Below are 17,115 nucleotides of genomic sequence, written 5' to 3' on the forward strand. Positions count from 1 at the left end.
GTTTCTTGAGAGACCCAGTGGTTGCTATTGAGATTCCAAACGACTGACTTCCCGGGCCGCTCGTTGCAAAAGCGTTTCGGCATCACGAAGCTCTCTGATTGCTCTGGAAATATTGGGTTCATTTGGTACGGTAGCCGAAGCCCGTTGCAATGCACGTAATGCATCCTCTACAGCGCTCAAAGCATCTTTTACTTTCCGTTTTGCTGACACGTTGGCTCCTTTTTTGAGGCTTCTGGACTAACGGTTAAGGTAAGCGGCCAGCTTTAGCTGGTCCGCTTGAGTGATGGGATGGACTCCCCCGTCTTTTTGCGCAACATTTGCGTCCTGGTTTTCATTGGCGTGGAGATCAGGTTGTTCAACGTAAGGAGTCCGACATGAATGCTACTACCGTTGCCGTCGATCTTGCAAAGTCCGTGTTTCAACTCGCCGTGGCCGATGATCAATGGCGCGTGGTTGAAACCCATCGCCTCACCCGCACCCAGTTTGAGCGCTGGTTTGTCAACCGTGACGTTTCCCTGGTCATCATGGAAGCCTGTGGCTCAGCCCACCACTGGGGACGCTGGCTCAACGGCCTGGGCATCGAGGTGCGCTTGCTACCCGCCCAGTACATCCGTGCCTACGTCAAGCGCAACAAGACCGATGCTGCCGATGCGGCAGCGCTGCTGGAAGCCGCCCGTGCTTCCGACATGCGCCCGGTGCGCATCAAGTCGGTGGAACAACAGGCCTTGCAGGGTATGCACCGCATCCGCAGCCTTTGGATGGGTACCCGCACCTCGCGCATCAATGCCCTTCGTGGGTTCTGCCGTGAGTTTGGCATTGCCATCCCAGTGGGAGCACGCACCGGCATTGAAGCAATCAGCCGTGTGCTGGCCGACCCCAACACGGCCGTGCCGGACTTGATTCGCGGCACCGCCAAGTTGTTGATTGAGGAGATTCGTCTTTTGGAAGCACGCATTGCCCAACTGGAGCGCGAGTTGGCTGCGCTGGCCAGGCTCAGCCCGGCCTGCACTACGCTGCTGTCGATTCCCGGTATTGGCCTGCTGACCGCGACTGCGATGGTGGCAGCTACATCCGGTGATGTGAGCCACTTCAAGGATGCTAGGCATTTCTCCAGCTGGTTTGGGCTGACACCGAAAGAGTACAGCTCGGGTAATTCCCGCTACCTGGGGCACATCTCCAAGAAAGGGGACCGCTACTTGCGTATGTTGCTCACGCATGGCGCCAGGAGCGTGCTGCGCGCCTCCAAGGTGGCGGATAACGCGGGGCGCGAGGTCTGTGGGGTGCGCCGCTGGGCACTGGATGTGCAAGCCCGCAGCAATCACAACAAGGCGGCGTGCGCGCTGGCGAACAAACTGGCGCGGATTTGTTATGCCACGCTGCGCGACAAGGTGGCGTTTGATGAACCTACCGTGCGCCTAGGCAAGAAGATCAGCAGGGAGAGTTTTGCGATGCCCGCTTGAATGCCAACATCCAAAACAGCCGTTATCGAGAAGAAACTGAACACCCATCCACGCTTGTGACGAGATTGATCGACCATCATGGCCAATAGGGTTCACCCCACACCGATAGACGCCGATAACTCTTCCGGCAGCTTGCCTGCCGTTCGTAGCGACTGGCGCATTGGTGACGCAGATTCCATGTCGGCACGGGACAAATACGATCCCATTTTAGATGCCGGATATACGACTGCAGGCGCTTCCCCAACAACCAAAATATCGATCAGTTTCTTGAACTTGTGGGGGAGTCCATATACGAAGTGTTAGAGCGGTTCACCAAAGGCGTAACACCAGTTTTCCTGCAATAACCAAAATTGGGTGCCCGCTCGTGTCATAGGTGTTAGATGTACTAGCGCTAACCTTGGGTTTTGCTTTGCTGCCATCTATCACCCAAGTGTTTGATGAGCTTGCTCCAGTTTTGGGCTTCAATTCCTTTCCGTCCCATACCCATGTGTTTGATGACGAAGCACCAGTTTTAGGCTTGATTTCGTTTCCAGAAAGAAGCCAAGTATTTGAGGAAGATGCTCCGACCTTAGGCTTGAGTTCAGTGCCGTTGCAGACCCAATTGCTTGGGAGATCAATTTTTGGCATTTAATAATCCTTCACTTGTAGTGCGCTAACGGCCAAGGTAAGCGGCCCGCAGAATGCGGGTCCGCTTGAGTGATGGGATGGACTCCCCCGTCTTTTTGCGCAACATTTGCGTCCTGGTTTTCATTGGCGTGGAGATCAGGTTGTTCAACGTAAGGAGTCCGACATGAATGCTACTACCGTTGCCGTCGATCTTGCAAAGTCCGTGTTTCAACTCGCCGTGGCCGATGATCAATGGCGCGTGGTTGAAACCCATCGCCTCACCCGCACCCAGTTTGAGCGCTGGTTTGTCAACCGTGACGTTTCCCTGGTCATCATGGAAGCCTGTGGCTCAGCCCACCACTGGGGACGCTGGCTCAACGGCCTGGGCATCGAGGTGCGCTTGCTACCCGCCCAGTACATCCGTGCCTACGTCAAGCGCAACAAGACCGATGCTGCCGATGCGGCAGCGCTGCTGGAAGCCGCCCGTGCTTCCGACATGCGCCCGGTGCGCATCAAGTCGGTGGAACAACAGGCCTTGCAGGGTATGCACCGCATCCGCAGCCTTTGGATGGGTACCCGCACCTCGCGCATCAATGCCCTTCGTGGGTTCTGCCGTGAGTTTGGCATTGCCATCCCAGTGGGAGCACGCACCGGCATTGAAGCAATCAGCCGTGTGCTGGCCGACCCCAACACGGCCGTGCCGGACTTGATTCGCGGCACCGCCAAGTTGTTGATTGAGGAGATTCGTCTTTTGGAAGCACGCATTGCCCAACTGGAGCGCGAGTTGGCTGCGCTGGCCAGGCTCAGCCCGGCCTGCACTACGCTGCTGTCGATTCCCGGTATTGGCCTGCTGACCGCGACTGCGATGGTGGCAGCTACATCCGGTGATGTGAGCCACTTCAAGGATGCTAGGCATTTCTCCAGCTGGTTTGGGCTGACACCGAAAGAGTACAGCTCGGGTAATTCCCGCTACCTGGGGCACATCTCCAAGAAAGGGGACCGCTACTTGCGTATGTTGCTCACGCATGGCGCCAGGAGCGTGCTGCGCGCCTCCAAGGTGGCGGATAACGCGGGGCGCGAGGTCTGTGGGGTGCGCCGCTGGGCACTGGATGTGCAAGCCCGCAGCAATCACAACAAGGCGGCGTGCGCGCTGGCGAACAAACTGGCGCGGATTTGTTATGCCACGCTGCGCGACAAGGTGGCGTTTGATGAACCTACCGTGCGCCTAGGCAAGAAGATCAGCAGGGAGAGTTTTGCGATGCCCGCTTGAATGCCAACATCCAAAACAGCCGTTATCGAGAAGAAACTGAACACCCATCCACGCTTGTGACGAGATTGATCGACCATCATGGCCAATAGGGTTCACCCCACACCGATAGACGCCGATAACTCTTCCGGCAGCTTGCCTGCCGTTCGTAGCGACTGGCGCATTGGTGACGCAGATTCCATGTCGGCACGGGACAAATACGATCCCATTTTAGATGCCGGATATACGACTGCAGGCGCTTCCCCAACAACCAAAATATCGATCAGTTTCTTGAACTTGTGGGGGAGTCCATATACGAAAGGTTAGAGGTCACTTCGCCCCCACGAGCTCAAGAATCCAACTTCCAAACAGTTCCACCTCGGATAGCGACGAGTAGGCAATTGATGCAAGGAGGCACCATAGGGAAATGGTGCCGCCAAGAACAAAGAAGTCTGCAGAACGATATTCATGGAAGATACTTGGGAAAGTTTTGTCTTTGAGCAGCGAGATATCGCCATACTCCAACTTTGCAGTGAGAGTGCGGAGACAAGACATCACCCCCTCCACGACAAAACCCTCCTTTTCGAACTTGGTTACGGCCCATATAACGAACGCTAACCGTCGTGCGCGAGCAGTGGTGACCTTAAACCACTCAAATGCAAGAAATGCGAAGAGGAATGAAAAATAAATAAATAGTCCGCGATTAGATTGAAAGAATATGGTTGCGGCAGCTAAGAGCGCCCCTTGTAGTGCCAGAAACAAAGAGCGAGCTCGCTCACGCAGTGACTCTTCGGTATCCCAAATGCTCAGAAGGTGCGAGTAGTAATCAGATGGGGGAACAGTATCTGTCATGAGTTCGTGGTGCAGGTGTAGTGATCTCTAACGCTTGAAATCAGCCGCGCCCGCTTGCGGGCGTCGGCTGGATTTATTTGTTAGGCTATTTCTCATTTTTCATCAATGCTATTAATTCTTGTGAAAGGTATTGCAGGATACTGGGCCTGTATTTTTTCTATATCTGAAGCTGTGTACCATTTTGCAGGAGCGATTTCATTCGCCTTTTCTAAAACTTCATGTGCGCCTTTTGTTAGCCTCGTTCCGCCGACCCCCCAGTGTTCGGAAAAGTTTTGATTTTTTTGAATATCATCTACAAAACTTTGTGCGACTGCTTTATTTATTGGTCCGGAGTAATTTTTAACCTGCACTCGAACATCGATCTGTGAGTTTGCCAAGGCTATTTCTGAGCTTCCATTGCTAACAATCTGATCAAGCTTCTGAGATAAATTGTGCGGACATTTGAGTGCTATATCTACGCCACTTTCGGGTGTTGTAGTTGTGTTTGCCCTAACAACCTCTATGCTTGGCTCGTGGACGCCGATATTGGAGAGTATGCCAGTTACCGCGAGCTCACCTTTTCTACCTTTTTCGGAATGTTTTGACATCGTGCTACCCTACAACAAGCTTGATATTGTTGTTGCTATATTTTTCTTTCTTTTCCTTGAGAAGATTGCGAACCTCTAGCCAAATGTGAAGTTCAGAAAAATGTTTATCAAGCTCTTTAGGTATCAATAAGCCTTCAGAGATATAAGAGTGTGCGCTCTCTACATGCCCAATTAGTTCGGCTTCAATGTGTTGAAAAATATCTTCCAAGTGGCTGTTTTCCCTGTCATCTATCATAGATACTGGTATATCGGCAACCTCTCCTGATGACTCTTTTATATTTATTTCGGAAATTAAGCCTTTCTCGATTGCCCAGTTGATAAGTTCAGGAGGAGCATATGACGACATCAAATTTTCTGAGCTTTCATCGATAGGGATGTCATCCTCTAGCTCGTATTTAACAAGAATTAGCTTCTGTGACATTTAAGTTCTATCCTGATTTTTTTGACAAATATAACGCTTGTGTATCAAACGGCCTAACGAAAGAAAGTAAGACGCCTGCCGAAGGCAGGTCGGCTTGACTGCGCAGTTAGACCCAGAAGCCAAAACAGAAACTGCTGAATTGACGACGAGCGCAAACCGCGAAAAAGCAGTGTGCCACGGAAGCGACGCACTGCTCGAAAAATGATAGCTGGTGGCGCAAGCGGTGCAAGGGCTAGCGGCCAAAAAGGCTTGAAACTGGCGCAGCGCCCAAAGGCGAAGCCCGGCGAGAAACCCAAAACCCAACGAATAACCGCTTGAGAAGATAAACGCTGGTGAATAAAACATGGGCCTAAATAATGCAGGTTTTTCGCAGGCTAACTAGAATTAGACGACAGTGATGCTACGTGGAACGGTCTGATAACGCAACGCATCTCCCAGTCCTCCCAGGTAAACCCCAATGGGTTGTTATTTAGGCAAACCTAAAATTTTGCGGATGCCGACCGATCCCGCAAACCTGCCAACTGCCGGCGATGCACCGGCGCTGCGCCAGCCCAAGCTGTTGGAGCGTTTGCGCATTCACCTGCGCACCCGGCATTACAGCATTCGCACCGAGCAGGCCTATATCGACTGGGCGCGGCGCTTCATTGTCTACCACGGCAAGCGCCACCCCCAGGATATGGGCGCGGCGGAGGTCGAGGCGTTTCTGAGCCACCTGGCGGTGGATCGGCAGGTGTCGGCCTCCACCCAGAACCAGGCCAAGGCCGCGCTGCTGTACTTGTACAAGCAGGTGTTGGGGGTTGATTTGCCCTGGCTGGATGAGGTGGTGCAGGCCAAGCGGCCGCGCCGCCTGCCCGTGGTGCTGACGCCTACCGAGGTGCGCACGCTGTTGCAGCACATGGATGGAACCGCTGGCTTGGTGGCAGAGTTGCTGTACGGCACGGGGATGCGCCTGTTGGAAGGGCTGCGCCTGCGCGTCAAGGATGTGGAGTTTGCGCGGCGCGAGATTGTGGTGCGCGAGGGCAAGGGCGGCAAGGATCGCGTCACTGTGTTGCCGGAGAACCTGATGGCCCCGCTACAGGCGCAGTTGCAAAAGGCGCGCGCGCTGCATGAGAAGGATTTGGCCGCAGGCCTGGGCCGCGTGTATTTGCCGCATGCACTGGCCGTCAAATACCCGAATGCCGACAAAAGTTGGGCGTGGCAATGGGTGTTTCCGTCGCCGGTGCGGGCCATCGACCCGCGCCCGGATGCGCGCACGGGCCAATTGCTGGAGCGGCGCCACCATGTGTACCCCGAATCGGTGCAGCGCGCGGTGCGCGAGGCGGCGCGGCGCGCGCAGATCGACAAGCCGGTGTCGCCGCACGTGCTGCGCCACTCGTTTGCCACGCATTTGCTGCAGGCGGGCTACGACATCCGCACCGTGCAAGAGCTTTTGGGTCATGCCGACGTGGGCACGACCATGATCTACACCCATGTGCTCAACAAGGGCGGACGCGGTATTTTGAGTCCGCTCGATGCGCTGTGACCTGCGCTGGGCGTGTGGCGCACAGCCGGGGCGGCGCTTGCAGGTTTTGGAATAAAAAACGCCCGCAGCGTATACACAGCGGGCGCTAGCAGCTATCGAAAAAATAGCTTACGGTGCGGGGGCCTCAATGCACCGTCAGCTCCACGGCGCGCGCGCCGGGGGCCTGGCGGGCCAGGGTGAGGGTGAGCACGCCGTGCTCCAGCTTGGCCGAGCTGGCGGCGGCGTCGATGGGCGTGGGCAGCTCCCAGGCGCGATTCACCTGGCGCGGCGCACCTTCGGTGTTTTTGACCTGCACTTGCGCACCTTCGATGGTGATCTGGAGTTGCTCGCGGGCCAGGCCTGGCACGTCGAGCTGCAGCGTGGTGGCCTTTTCATCCTGCGCCACGGTGTAGCCCGGAGTGCGGCGGGCCGGGGCTGCAGGCATTGCGTCCAGCAAAAAACGCTGCAATGCCATATCGGCAGAGCGGGGAGCGCAGGCTGCGCGACGGGTCATCATGGGCGAGAAAAGCATCAGGGTTAACTCCTATAAACTGCGCGGCGTGCGTGGTGTTGACCGCATGCCCTTGACTTGAGGTGTGCCCATGCCGATTTCAAGGATCTAAAAATATGCTGAATTTTCACCTGGCCCCGTTGAAAATCGCTGTCCAGACACCATGGCGTTTTGCCGTCGGTGTGGCCTTTGCTGCTGCGTGTGCCGTGACCGCCAGCCATGCGCAAACGGCAGCACCGGTGGCGCGTACCGCACAACCCGTCAAGGTCGCGTTGATCGAGAGCCTGTCCGGGGCATTTGCCAACACGGGAGAGGCGGTGTTTCGCAACATCCTCTGGGCCGTGGATCGGGTGAATGCCCGCGGTGGTGTGCTGCTGCCGTCAGAGGCCGGTGGCGCGCGCGCCCTGGCGCTTGCGCGCTACGACAGCAAGGGCCAGAACGAAGAGGCCCTGTCGGCGCTGCGCGCCGCCATCGATGACGGCGCGCGCGTCGTCATGCAGGGCAATTCATCGGCCACGGCAGCCGTGCTGATCGATGCCATCAATAAGCACAACGAGCGTGAGCCGGACAAGCGCGTGCTGTTTCTCAACTATTCGGCGGTGGACCCCATCCTCACCAACGAGAAGTGCAGCTTCTGGCATTTCCGCTTTGATGCCCATGCCGACATGCGCATGGCCGCCCTGATGGGCGTGTTGCGTGCCGACGATGCCCTCAAGCGTGTCTATCTGATTGGCCAGGACTACAGCTTTGGCCAGGCCGTGCTGCGTGAGGCCAGGAAGCAGCTGGCCGCCCAGCGCCCCGATGTGGCCATCGTGGGTGACGAACTGCACGCCGTGGGCCGGGTGAAAGACTTTGCTCCCTATGCCGTCAAGATCAAGACCAGTGGCGCGCAGGCGGTCATCACCGGCAACTGGGGCAACGATCTGACGCTGCTCGTCAAGGCAGCGCGCGAGGTGGGTTACACCGGCAGCTTCTACACCTTTTATGGCAACGCACTGGGCGCCCCCGCGGCTATGGGCGATGCCGGCATCGACAAAGTGATCGCTGTGGCCGACTGGATGCCCAATGTGCCGGGCGCCCAGAGCGAAGCGTTCTACCAGTCCTTCCGGGCGCGCTTTCCCAAGCCGCAAGACGACTATGTGCACATGCGCATGCAGCTCATGGTCGAAGCGCTGGCCCAATCCATCGAAGCTGCAGGCAGCGTGGACTCCACAGCCGTTGCACGCCAGATGGAAAAAGCCCATGTGCAACTGGCCGGACGCAGTGGCCGTATGCGCGCTGCCGACCACCAGTTCCAGCAGCCGCTGGTGGTGGGCCTGATGGAAAAGCAGGGCGCTCCGGGCGTCAAGTTTGATGTGGAAGGCTCGGGTTATGGCTTCCGCGTGGTGCGCGATATTCCCGCAGCGCAGACCCAGCAGCCGCACAGCTGCCAGATGCAGCGTTTTTAAAGAACGGTTTTTTACCCGGGTATATTGCGCAATAAATATTGCCCGGGTAAAATAAAAGGTATGACTTCCTCATTGCCTGCCCACGCCGCCCTTTCGCCGCGCCGCGCACTGGTGCGCCAATACAAGGACTCGCGTCCGCCTGCGGGTGTTTTCGCCCTGACGAACCAGACCAATGGCCGGGTTTACGTGGGCGGCAGCCTCAACCTCGATGGCGCGATGAACCGCATGCGGTTCGAGTTGAAAATGCGCTCACACCGCAACAAATCGCTGCAGCAAGACTGGATTGCGCATGGTGCCGAGGCTTTCAGCTTTGCCGTGCTGGATCACATCAAGGAGCGGGACGATCCACTTTTTGATTACGCGGCTGAACTCGACAGCATGCTGCAACTATGGCGCGAGGAGACCCCTTGCCATGGCGACAGCGGCTACAACGGGGATCGTCCATGAGCGCCCGCACCCTGACCGCGTTTGGCGGGTTTGAGCGCATTGCCCATGGCAGCCGGGAAGAGGTCTTTGCACAAATGCGGCAATACCAGGGCGGTGCATCGGTTTTGATTTTTGACGACACCAGCGGTGCGTTGGTGGATCTGGATCTGCGCGAACCTGCGCTGGGTGCAGATGCAGAGCCCGCACCAGAAAGTGCACCGCGCAGTGTTGGCCGCCCCAAGCTGGGCGTGGTGGCGCGCGAGGTCACGCTCTTGCCGCGCCATTGGGACTGGCTCAGCCGCCAGCCCGGCGGCGCCTCGGTCGCCTTGCGCCGCTTGGTGGAAGAAGCACGGCGCATTCACCAGGGGCGTGATACGGTACGCGAATCACGTGAAGCGACCTACCGCTTCATGACCGCCATGGCAGGATCACTGGAGGGTTTCGAGGAGGCCGCACGCGCGCTGTTTGCGGGCGACCAGAAGCGCTTTGCCGCGTTGGTAGCACCTTGGCCTGTGGATGTTTCGCATTATTTGCAGGGTCTGGCTGCTGCGTCGTGGAGTGAAGACAATGCGGCCTCCTGAGCAGGCGCCCGGTGCGGCCCCTGCGGGCACACGCCCGCTTTGGCGTGTGTTTGCGGTGTTCCTCGCCCCCATGCTGGCGAGCAACATCCTGCAGTCCCTCTCAGGCACGCTCAACAACATTTACCTCGGTCAGATGCTGGGCGTGAAAGCGCTGGCGGCGGTCTCTGGTTTCTTCCCGGTCATGTTCTTTTTCATCGCCTTCATGATCGGGTTGGGTGCGGGCGCCTCTGTGCTGATTGGCCAGGCCTGGGGTGCAGGCAAGGTCGACCGTGTGCGTGCCGTGGCCGGTACCACGCTCACCGTGGGCGTGGTGTTTGGTGTGTTTGTGGCGGTGCTGGGCGGGAGCTTTACCGGCCCCATGCTGCGTGCGCTGGGCACTCCGGCCGACATTTTGCAAGACGCCACGCAGTACGCCCGCATCATCCTGATTGCCATGCCCGGCTTGTTCGTGTTTCTGCTGGCCACGGCCATGCTGCGCGGGGTGGGCGATACGGTCACACCGCTCTACACGCTGCTGATTTCCGCGGGCATTGGGCTGGTGCTCACGCCCGCGCTCATTCGTGGCTGGGCGGGTTTGCCGCAGCTGGGTGTGGCCAGCGGCGCGGCTGCCACCGTGGTGTCCTTTGTGGTGGCCACGACCTGGCTGGGCTGGCGCTTGGTGCGCCTCCATAGCCCGCTCGCGCCGGGGCGTGCGTTGATTCCACATTTGCGCATTGACCTCGCCTTGCTGCGCGGCGTGCTGCGCGTGGGCATCCCTACCGGGGTGCAGATGATCGTGATCTCGCTCGCCGAGTTGGCCCTGCTGGGCTTGGTCAATGGCTATGGCTCGCAGGCCACGGCCGCTTATGGTGCGGTGAACCAGGTGGTGGCTTATGTGCAGTTCCCAGCCATCTCGATTGCCATCACTACCTCCATCCTGGGTGCGCAGGCCATTGGCGCCGGACGCCTGCACACGCTGGGCGCGATCGTGCGTACGGCGCTGTGGATGAACGTGGTGCTCACAGGCGCGCTGGTGCTGCTGGGCTACTTTTTTTCGCGCATGCTGATGGGTTTTTTCATCACCGACCCGGCCGTGATCGAGGTGGCGCAGGAGCTGCTGCACATCATGCTGTGGAGCACGGTGATCTTCGGCATGGCCTCGGCCCTGTCAGGAATCATGCGGGCCAGCGGCGCAGTGCTGGTGCCCACTGGTATTGCGATTGCCTGTATCGCTTTGGTTGAGGTTCCCGCCGCGTGGTTGCTCAGCCAGAAGTTCGGGCTGAGGGGCGTGTGGATGGGCTACCCGATCGCCTTTGCTGCAATGCTGTTGTTGCAAGCGACCTACTACCGAAAAATCTGGCGCCATCAACCGATTCGCAAGCTGGTGTGACGGCTGTTTCAAGGCTCACTTGCGGATACGGTGCCCGGTCTTGAACACCCACCACACCACGCAAAGGCATATCGCCATGAACGCGAGTGTCATGCCCGCGCTCACGCCGATGTGCACGTCAGCCTGACCGTAGAACGCCCAGCGCAGGCCGCTGATGAGGTAGACAACCGGGTTGAACAGCGACACCTTCTGCCACAGCGGCGGTAGCATGTTGATGCTGTAGAACGCACCGCCCAGGAAGGTGAGAGGCGTGATCACCAGCAGCGGAATGATCTGCAGTTTTTGAAAACTGTCGGCCCACAAACCGATGATGAAACCAAACAGGCAGAAGGTGATCGCCGTGAGCACCAGGAAGCCCACCATCCATACCGGGTGCGCGACCTCGTAGGGTACAAAAAACCGTGCTGTTGTGAGAATCAGAGCGCCCACCAGAAGCGACTTGGTTGCCGCCGCTCCCACATAGCCCAGCAGCACCTCGACCCAGTTCACCGGTGCGCTCAGCAGCTCGTAAATGGTGCCTGACCACTTGGGCATGTAGATGCCAAACGCCGAGTTGGAAATGCTCTCGGACAAGAGTGACAGCATCAACAGTCCGGGGATGATGTAGGCGCCATAGCTTACGCCGCCAATGTCACCCATGCGCGAACCGATGGCCGAGCCGAAGACGATGAAATACAGTGCGGTCGAGAGCACCGGTGCCACCAGGCTTCCCATCCAGGTGCGAAACGCCCGGTGCATTTCAAAGGCGTAGATGGCGCGCACGCCGTGCAGATTGAGGCCCTTCATGCTTGCGGTGCTTTCGTGTCGTGGACCAGGCTGACGAAGATGTCTTCGAGCGAGCTTTCGCTGGAATGCAGGTCTTTGAAGTCAATGCCCAGTTCGCCCAGCGCGCGCAGCAGTGCGGCAATGCCGGTGTCTTCCTGCTGCGTGTCAAAACTGTAGATGAGCTGCTGGCCATCCTGTGACAGGGCAAGCGGCCAGCGTGCCAAGGCGTCTGGCACGCGCTCCATGGGCTGCTGCAGGGTGAGCGTGAGCTGCTTCTTGCCGAGCTTGCGCATCAGTACGTGCTTGTCTTCCACCACGATCAGCTCACCCTTGCGGATCACGCCAATGCGGTCGGCCATGTCTTCGGCCTCTTCGATGTAATGCGTGGTCAGGATGATGGTGGTGCCGGCATCGCGCAATTCACGCACCAGGCGCCACATGTCGTGGCGCAGCTCTACGTCCACCCCGGCGCTGGGCTCGTCGAGGAACAAAATCTTTGGCTCGTGCGACAGGGCCTTCGCAATGAGCACGCGCCGTTTCATGCCGCCCGAAAGCTGAAGAATTTTGTTGTCCTTCTTGTCCCAGAGTGACAGGTCTTTCAGAATCTTCTCAATGAACGCCGGGTTGGGCGCTTTGCCAAACAGCCCGCGGCTAAAGCTCACTGTCGCCCACACGGTCTCGAACGAATCGGTGTGCAGCTCCTGCGGCACCAGGCCAATGGCGGCGCGGGCGGTGCGGTAGTCGCGCACCGTGTCATGGCCGTCGGCGGTCACCGTGCCCTCGGTGGCGTTGCTCATGCCGCAAATGACGCTGATGAGCGTGGTCTTGCCCGCACCGTTGGGGCCGAGCAGGGCGAAAATCTCACCGCGCCGGATGTCCAGGTTTACATTTTTCAGCGCCTGAAATCCACCCGCATAGGTTTTGCTCAGGCCGCGCACGCGGACGATGGCGTCTGCGTCGGAAACGAAGGGGGGAGTGGCAGGCATGCAGGGTGATGGTGGAGGAGGAGCGTCGAGAACGGGGCTGCACATTGTGGCGCGAACCCCATTGCGGCGCTGGGCAGGGGGTTTGTGATACCGGATTGCAAGGTGATGCTGTTTCTAAACCATCCTTGTTGTTGCTTCGCCTTGCCGTGCTACAGCACTGTCTGCGGCTTTGGCGCTCCAAGTCCGCTCAGGGGTGTGCCCGCGCTGCGTTCTCTGCGATGCCCGTGGCGAAGTGCCCGAGCAGCATATCCGGCAGATCGTGGCCCATGCCGGGAATAAAGTCCGTCTGCGCGCCCGCAATGTGCTGCGCCAGTTGCTGGCCGCTGGCCACGGGTACCAACGGGTCGTCCAGGCCATGCACGATGCGCGTGGGTGCTGTGATGCGGGCCAGCAAGGGCGTGCGGTCGCCGTCGGCCACGATGGCCAGCAATTGCCGGGCCGAGCCCGCTGGGTGCCAGGCGCGGCGCACCGAGGCCAAGGCACGCTCGCGCAGGGTGTCTGCGTTGGCCGGGTAGCCGGGGCTGCCGATGGCGCCAAACAGGTGCACGATCCAGGCGACGGCGGCATCTTCGCCAGGCCCCGCCGGACGGGACATCAGGGTGCGTTGCAGGACCCAGCGGGGTTTGGGCAGTGAACGGGCGCCGCTGGTGGTCATCATCAGCGTAAGGCTGGCCACGCGCTGCGGGGCGGTGGCGGCAAGATGCTGGGCGATCATGCCGCCCATGGAGGCACCGCACACATGGGCCTGGGCGATGCCCAGCGCGTCGAGCACGCCCAGGGCGTCGCGTGCCATGTCGGCCAGGCAATAGGGTGAGCGCACCGGCAGGTGCAGCAGGTGGCGCAGGCCTGCCAGTGCCATGTGCGGAACCCCCGCATGGTCAAAACCCTGGCTCAGGCCGATGTCGCGGTTGTCCAGGCGCAGCACACGAAAGCCGCGCGCTACAAGCCCATCCACCAGCGCCTGCGGCCAGGCAATGAGCTGCATGCCCAAACCCATGATGAGCAAGACCACCGGGCCCCCAGCGGGGCCCTGGTCGTCCACCTCGATGTGCAGTCCATTGGCCTGGATTTGCATGGGTCAGGCAGCCCGCTGTTTCAACCTAGAAACGGCAGTTGGATGTGCCCGCCGGTGCCGTGATCTGGGTGTCAGGCAAGGCGAGACGACGCGGCGGGCTCCTGCCCGCAAGGAGGAACAACGCCGCATGGCGCCCTGAGCGCGGTGCTGGTGGGTGCATAGCGCTCTCCCCCATCAGGTGAACGTTATTGGAGTCATCAACGATAGCTTTCATGCGGCCCAGCAAGAGATACAAAGCGGTCAACTGCTGTTTCTAGGTTCAATACCACCGTGTGACGGCCTCAGGCTGGTGCGCCACCTTGAAGAACCAGCGCCGCGCGCCCTGTACGTCAAATCGCCGCCATTGGTCGGGTTCCTGGCGCAGACGGTCGGCAATGGCATACATGGCCAGCGGGTTCATGCCCATGCCGATGTGGCTGGCGCGCACTTCGATATTCTCGGTGTGGGCATGCCGCGCCGGGTTGATGCTGCACTGCCAGGACACGATGCCGTCGGTCTTGCTGTAAATCGACGTGGTGGGCACTGGCGGGGGCTTGCGCACTTCGGCCAGCAACTCTTCGTCGTGGGCGTTTTGGCCACTCACCATTTGGTAGAAACGCCAGGCATTGGTGGCCTTGGGGTGGCCGGTGAACGGGGTGCCCAAGGTGATGACACCGCGTACCAGGTCCGGCATTTCCTTGGCCATTTCGCGTGCGTAAATGCCACCCAGGCTCCAGCCGATCAGGCTGATTTTTCCGCCATGCTCCCGGTGCAGTGCCTCGAGCCGCTCCAGACAGCCTTCGACAACGCCCTCACGGGGGCCCAGGTTCAGGCCCTGCTTCCAGCCATAGGCCTGGTAGCCCAGTTTTTTCAGAAACCGGCGCAGGGCCAGGGTGGTGAGGTCCGATGCGCCCAGGCCGGGGCAGACCAGCACCGCATGCCCGTCGCCTGGCGGCATGCGCGAGAGCCATGGCGAGACGGCGGCCATGGCCATGGCTTCCCAGGGCGCACGGGCTTCGAGCAGCATCAGCCTGAGGCCCGGTGGCATCAGGTCCAGACCGGCGTCTTCGGTGGGTGTGACGTGGGTCTTGCGGCGGGTATGTGCGGGCATGGGGACACATTCTGAGGTGGAGGCCATGGCACCATGGTAAAGATGTCAAGCGCCTCTCCGGGTGGCATTTACCCGAGAGACGGGTCGCTTGCGCGACACCTTGGCAGCTGCCGGGGCAGGGGGGCGTGGGCGGGCCGCTGGCGGGGCGGGCTGCGGGTGGGGCAGAGTGCGCAGCTCGTCCAGAGCGGCGTCCAGAGCTTTGGCCAGTGCCTTTATATCGGGCAGCGCCGCCGCGTCGGCCATGAGGCCGAAATCCATGTGTGCGTCAAAGCTTTGCACCGTGATGTTCAGGGCCAGGCCGTGTACCACGATGCTGGTGGGGCAGTTGGCGAGCATGCGTGCACCCGCCAGGTACAGCGGCACCTGGGGGCCGGGCACGTTGGAAATCACCACGTTGGCCACCTGGGGCAAGCGGTCGGCCGCGCGGGCCTTGCCATACAGCGTGGCCGCTGCCTCGATCAACCAGGGGATGCCGATGGACGGGAAGTCGGTCGGCAGGATGCTTTTCATGCGTCCCATGGTGGTTTTCATCGCGCCGCTGGCGGTACGGATGTGCGCCAGGCGTTGGCCCGGATCGGCCAGGTGCGTGCCCAGGCTGATCAGGCTTATCGAGGCCTGGTTGTCCGGACGGGTGTCGCCCTGCGGGCGCAGCGAAATGGGCACGGCTGCCACCAGGCTCTTGCGCGGGAGTTTTTGGTGCAGCAGCAGGTAGCTGCGCAGCGCGCCCGCGCACAGCATGAGCACCATATCGTTCAGCGTTGCACCGTGCGCGCGTGCCAGGGCCTTGAGTTCTGGCAGCGGCAGGCTGGCGCTTGCAAAGGCCCGTGTGGTGCCCACGGTCACGTTCATGGGGGTGGCCGGGGCCAGCGTGACGTTGCCCGAGCCTTTGCCGCGCAGGCGTTGGCTGGTCAATGCGTCCTTGGCTGCACCGGCCACTGTGCCCAGCGTGGCCGGCAGTTCGCGCACCAGACGCGCCACCTGGCCAACCTCGTTACCGAGGGCTCCGCGCAGCATCTCCACCATGCCGATACCAAAGACCTTGCTGCGCCGTGAGGGGCGCAGTGCGATTGCGCGGGGTTCAGGCGTCAGGTCGTACAGCACATTGCCCAGCGCCACCGCCGCCTGGCCATCCACCGCAGCGTGGTGCAACTGCGAATACAGCCCCACCTGCTTGAGGCCCTGCGCGCTGCGCGGCAGGCCTTCGATGACATGCATGCGCCACAGCGGTTTGCTGCGGTCGAGCAGTTGCGGGTGCAGCAACGAAATTTTTTCTTCCAGCAGCGTGCGGGCGTCGCTTGGTGGTCCGCCTGCCGCGCGGCGCGGCAGCTTGTGTTCGATGATGTGGTACGACAGGTCGGGCTCGGCATCCACCCAGACCGGGTTGGCGAGGTTCAAGGGCATCCACCACAGGCGCCGACGCAGCGCAGGCAGGGCAGGCATGCGCGCGGCATACAGCCGCCGCAGGTCGCTGACATAGCGGCCCCGGTAGCCTTTGGGAAGTTCGAGCAGGTGCATGGCGCCCACGTGCATGGGCATTTCGGGCTTCTCCATGTAGAGAAACAGGGCGTCCAGTCCGGACAGCTGTGGCATCGGCATGCAGGGTCTCCTTGTCCTGCATGGTGACGGCTTTTTCTACCCGTGGGCAACCAAAATGCTCAGGGTATTTCCCATGCCCGGCCGGTTCAGCGGGCTGCGGAAGGTGCTTCGTTGCGCTGCAAGAAGGCGATGGCGTCCTCGCGCCAGTGGTGCAGAGCGGTGTAAAAGCCCTCCCACACGCAACCGTTGCAGCCGCGCCCGCAGCAAGTGCTGGGCTCGGGCGGTGGCGGGCGCAGGGCTGTGTCCAACGGCAGGCTGCCTTGCCGCTGCGCCTGCCCGCGCAGGTGGGCGATGAGTGCGTGCGCGGTGGGCAGGTCGGCCAGTAGCAGCTGCGCGGGTTCGTGGCGCACGAAGCGCGGCTGTACCTTGCCGGCAAAGTGGCCCGATTCGTTAAACATCGCGGCGGGCCGTACCCATAGCGTGCCATCGGTCAGGCCTGCGCCATAGAGCGGGCGGTAGAGCGTCATGCCTTGCAGGGTCTCGCTGCAGCGCACGGTGGCGACCACCTCGTACCAGCCGCCTTTGTAGTGGCGGTACAGGCCGGGGGCCGTGGCGTGCAGGGCAGGCAGGTGCGGGTCGGTCACGGCGGGTTGGG

At 60.4% G+C, this 17,115-nt stretch carries 19 protein-coding genes and 1 pseudogene; 7 read left to right on the plus strand and 13 right to left on the minus strand.

Features of this window, described 5'->3' with window-relative positions; translation table 11 throughout:
* Positions 1 to 374 precede the first annotated feature (374 nt).
* Entirely contained in the window at positions 375 to 1,460 is a 1,086-nt protein-coding gene (locus C8D04_RS01160; protein ID WP_116003225.1) for an IS110 family transposase, read from the plus strand.
* A 309-nt stretch (positions 1,461 to 1,769) separates the two neighbouring features.
* Here C8D04_RS01160 and C8D04_RS01165 read toward each other — a convergent pair whose 3' ends face one another.
* Complete coding sequence (locus C8D04_RS01165; RefSeq protein WP_116003226.1) at positions 1,770 to 2,087, minus strand: hypothetical protein; 318 nt, start codon at positions 2,085 to 2,087, stop codon at positions 1,770 to 1,772.
* A 163-nt stretch (positions 2,088 to 2,250) separates the two neighbouring features.
* On the opposite strand from C8D04_RS01165, the gene C8D04_RS01170 reads away from it, so the two are divergent.
* Positions 2,251 to 3,336 carry an IS110 family transposase gene (locus C8D04_RS01170; protein WP_116003225.1) on the plus strand — a complete coding sequence of 362 codons (1,086 nt, stop codon included), beginning with the start codon at positions 2,251 to 2,253 and terminating at the stop codon, positions 3,334 to 3,336.
* A 306-nt stretch (positions 3,337 to 3,642) separates the two neighbouring features.
* Here C8D04_RS01170 and C8D04_RS01175 read toward each other — a convergent pair whose 3' ends face one another.
* From C8D04_RS01175 to C8D04_RS01185, 4 genes are all read right to left on the minus strand, one after another.
* Entirely contained in the window at positions 3,643 to 4,164 is a 522-nt protein-coding gene (locus C8D04_RS01175) for a hypothetical protein (protein ID WP_116003227.1), read from the minus strand.
* A 92-nt stretch (positions 4,165 to 4,256) separates the two neighbouring features.
* Positions 4,257 to 4,751 carry a hypothetical protein gene (locus C8D04_RS18515; RefSeq protein WP_133243596.1) on the minus strand — a complete coding sequence of 165 codons (495 nt, stop codon included), beginning with the start codon at positions 4,749 to 4,751 and terminating at the stop codon, positions 4,257 to 4,259.
* Positions 4,752 to 4,755: 4 nt separating this feature from the next.
* Positions 4,756 to 5,172, minus strand: a complete 417-nt coding sequence (locus tag C8D04_RS01180) for a hypothetical protein (RefSeq protein WP_116003228.1) — start codon at positions 5,170 to 5,172, stop codon at positions 4,756 to 4,758.
* The gene (locus C8D04_RS01185) at positions 5,173 to 5,517 is read right to left on the minus strand and encodes a DUF1010 domain-containing protein (protein ID WP_116003229.1); all 345 of its coding nucleotides are present in this window, start codon (positions 5,515 to 5,517) and stop codon (positions 5,173 to 5,175) included.
* 148 nt (positions 5,518 to 5,665) lie between these two features.
* On the opposite strand from C8D04_RS01185, the gene C8D04_RS01190 reads away from it, so the two are divergent.
* Positions 5,666 to 6,694 (plus strand): integron integrase, encoded by a 1,029-nt coding sequence (locus C8D04_RS01190; RefSeq protein ID WP_116003230.1) that lies wholly within the window; start codon positions 5,666 to 5,668, stop codon positions 6,692 to 6,694.
* 124 nt (positions 6,695 to 6,818) lie between these two features.
* Here the strand turns inward: C8D04_RS01190 and C8D04_RS01195 are convergent, their stop codons facing one another.
* Positions 6,819 to 7,205 carry an Hsp20/alpha crystallin family protein gene (locus tag C8D04_RS01195; RefSeq protein WP_116003231.1) on the minus strand — a complete coding sequence of 129 codons (387 nt, stop codon included), beginning with the start codon at positions 7,203 to 7,205 and terminating at the stop codon, positions 6,819 to 6,821.
* Between the two features lie 95 nt (positions 7,206 to 7,300).
* Between C8D04_RS01195 and C8D04_RS01200 the strand changes: the two genes are divergently transcribed.
* Genes C8D04_RS01200 through C8D04_RS01215 form a run of 4 tightly spaced genes read left to right on the plus strand, consistent with a single transcriptional unit; the run spans position 7,301 to position 11,008 of the window.
* On the plus strand, positions 7,301 to 8,632 hold the full coding sequence (locus C8D04_RS01200) for a branched-chain amino acid ABC transporter substrate-binding protein (RefSeq protein WP_116003232.1): 1,332 nt from the start codon (positions 7,301 to 7,303) through the stop codon (positions 8,630 to 8,632).
* Positions 8,633 to 8,692: 60 nt separating this feature from the next.
* Positions 8,693 to 9,079, plus strand: a complete 387-nt coding sequence (locus C8D04_RS01205) for a GIY-YIG nuclease family protein (protein ID WP_116003233.1) — start codon at positions 8,693 to 8,695, stop codon at positions 9,077 to 9,079.
* Positions 9,076 to 9,639 carry a DUF2239 family protein gene (locus C8D04_RS01210; protein ID WP_116003234.1) on the plus strand — a complete coding sequence of 188 codons (564 nt, stop codon included), beginning with the start codon at positions 9,076 to 9,078 and terminating at the stop codon, positions 9,637 to 9,639. Before C8D04_RS01205 ends, C8D04_RS01210 begins: the two co-directional genes overlap by 4 nt.
* Complete coding sequence (locus C8D04_RS01215; protein WP_199562953.1) at positions 9,626 to 11,008, plus strand: MATE family efflux transporter; 1,383 nt, start codon at positions 9,626 to 9,628, stop codon at positions 11,006 to 11,008. The genes C8D04_RS01210 and C8D04_RS01215 overlap by 14 nt, the downstream gene beginning before the upstream one ends.
* Before the next feature lie 15 nt (positions 11,009 to 11,023).
* Here the strand turns inward: C8D04_RS01215 and C8D04_RS01220 are convergent, their stop codons facing one another.
* The 7 genes and pseudogenes from C8D04_RS01220 to C8D04_RS18870 all read right to left on the minus strand — a co-directional run.
* The gene (locus tag C8D04_RS01220) at positions 11,024 to 11,794 is read right to left on the minus strand and encodes an ABC transporter permease (RefSeq protein ID WP_116003235.1); all 771 of its coding nucleotides are present in this window, start codon (positions 11,792 to 11,794) and stop codon (positions 11,024 to 11,026) included.
* Positions 11,791 to 12,759, minus strand: coding sequence for an ABC transporter ATP-binding protein (locus C8D04_RS01225; RefSeq protein ID WP_116003236.1), 969 nt, complete (start codon positions 12,757 to 12,759; stop codon positions 11,791 to 11,793). Before C8D04_RS01225 ends, C8D04_RS01220 begins: the two co-directional genes overlap by 4 nt.
* Before the next feature lie 187 nt (positions 12,760 to 12,946).
* Positions 12,947 to 13,834: an alpha/beta fold hydrolase gene (locus C8D04_RS01230; protein ID WP_116003237.1), complete on the minus strand. Its 888-nt coding sequence runs from the start codon at positions 13,832 to 13,834 to the stop codon at positions 12,947 to 12,949.
* A gap of 259 nt (positions 13,835 to 14,093) precedes the next feature.
* Entirely contained in the window at positions 14,094 to 14,924 is an 831-nt protein-coding gene (locus C8D04_RS01235; protein ID WP_116003238.1) for an alpha/beta fold hydrolase, read from the minus strand.
* Positions 14,925 to 14,969: 45 nt separating this feature from the next.
* Positions 14,970 to 16,520, minus strand: a complete 1,551-nt coding sequence (locus C8D04_RS01240) for a wax ester/triacylglycerol synthase family O-acyltransferase (RefSeq protein WP_116003239.1) — start codon at positions 16,518 to 16,520, stop codon at positions 14,970 to 14,972.
* Positions 16,521 to 16,606: 86 nt separating this feature from the next.
* On the minus strand, positions 16,607 to 16,813 hold the full coding sequence (locus C8D04_RS01245) for an oxidoreductase-like domain-containing protein (protein WP_233521223.1): 207 nt from the start codon (positions 16,811 to 16,813) through the stop codon (positions 16,607 to 16,609).
* A gap of 51 nt (positions 16,814 to 16,864) precedes the next feature.
* Positions 16,865 to 17,104, minus strand: a pseudogene (locus tag C8D04_RS18870) (DUF1653 domain-containing protein); the annotation flags it as partial.
* Positions 17,105 to 17,115: the final 11 nt, after the last annotated feature.

The sequence above is a fragment of the Simplicispira sp. 125 genome (assembly GCF_003096555.1).
Lineage (GTDB): Bacteria > Pseudomonadota > Gammaproteobacteria > Burkholderiales > Burkholderiaceae_C > Simplicispira.

Bases quoted from the DNA above. Each gene is read 5' to 3' on its own strand.
- C8D04_RS01160 (WP_116003225.1), top strand. From the start codon at position 375: ATGAATGCTACTACCGTTGCCGTCGATCTTGCAAAGTCCGTGTTTCAA.
- C8D04_RS01165 (WP_116003226.1), bottom strand. From the start codon at position 2,087: ATGCCAAAAATTGATCTCCCAAGCAATTGGGTCTGCAACGGCACTGAA.
- C8D04_RS01170 (WP_116003225.1), top strand. From the start codon at position 2,251: ATGAATGCTACTACCGTTGCCGTCGATCTTGCAAAGTCCGTGTTTCAA.
- C8D04_RS01175 (WP_116003227.1), bottom strand. From the start codon at position 4,164: ATGACAGATACTGTTCCCCCATCTGATTACTACTCGCACCTTCTGAGC.
- C8D04_RS18515 (WP_133243596.1), bottom strand. From the start codon at position 4,751: ATGTCAAAACATTCCGAAAAAGGTAGAAAAGGTGAGCTCGCGGTAACT.
- C8D04_RS01180 (WP_116003228.1), bottom strand. From the start codon at position 5,172: ATGTCACAGAAGCTAATTCTTGTTAAATACGAGCTAGAGGATGACATC.
- C8D04_RS01185 (WP_116003229.1), bottom strand. From the start codon at position 5,517: ATGTTTTATTCACCAGCGTTTATCTTCTCAAGCGGTTATTCGTTGGGT.
- C8D04_RS01190 (WP_116003230.1), top strand. From the start codon at position 5,666: ATGCCGACCGATCCCGCAAACCTGCCAACTGCCGGCGATGCACCGGCG.
- C8D04_RS01195 (WP_116003231.1), bottom strand. From the start codon at position 7,205: ATGCTTTTCTCGCCCATGATGACCCGTCGCGCAGCCTGCGCTCCCCGC.
- C8D04_RS01200 (WP_116003232.1), top strand. From the start codon at position 7,301: ATGCTGAATTTTCACCTGGCCCCGTTGAAAATCGCTGTCCAGACACCA.
- C8D04_RS01205 (WP_116003233.1), top strand. From the start codon at position 8,693: ATGACTTCCTCATTGCCTGCCCACGCCGCCCTTTCGCCGCGCCGCGCA.
- C8D04_RS01210 (WP_116003234.1), top strand. From the start codon at position 9,076: ATGAGCGCCCGCACCCTGACCGCGTTTGGCGGGTTTGAGCGCATTGCC.
- C8D04_RS01215 (WP_199562953.1), top strand. From the start codon at position 9,626: ATGCGGCCTCCTGAGCAGGCGCCCGGTGCGGCCCCTGCGGGCACACGC.
- C8D04_RS01220 (WP_116003235.1), bottom strand. From the start codon at position 11,794: ATGAAGGGCCTCAATCTGCACGGCGTGCGCGCCATCTACGCCTTTGAA.
- C8D04_RS01225 (WP_116003236.1), bottom strand. From the start codon at position 12,759: ATGCCTGCCACTCCCCCCTTCGTTTCCGACGCAGACGCCATCGTCCGC.
- C8D04_RS01230 (WP_116003237.1), bottom strand. From the start codon at position 13,834: ATGCAAATCCAGGCCAATGGACTGCACATCGAGGTGGACGACCAGGGC.
- C8D04_RS01235 (WP_116003238.1), bottom strand. From the start codon at position 14,924: ATGCCCGCACATACCCGCCGCAAGACCCACGTCACACCCACCGAAGAC.
- C8D04_RS01240 (WP_116003239.1), bottom strand. From the start codon at position 16,520: ATGCCGATGCCACAGCTGTCCGGACTGGACGCCCTGTTTCTCTACATG.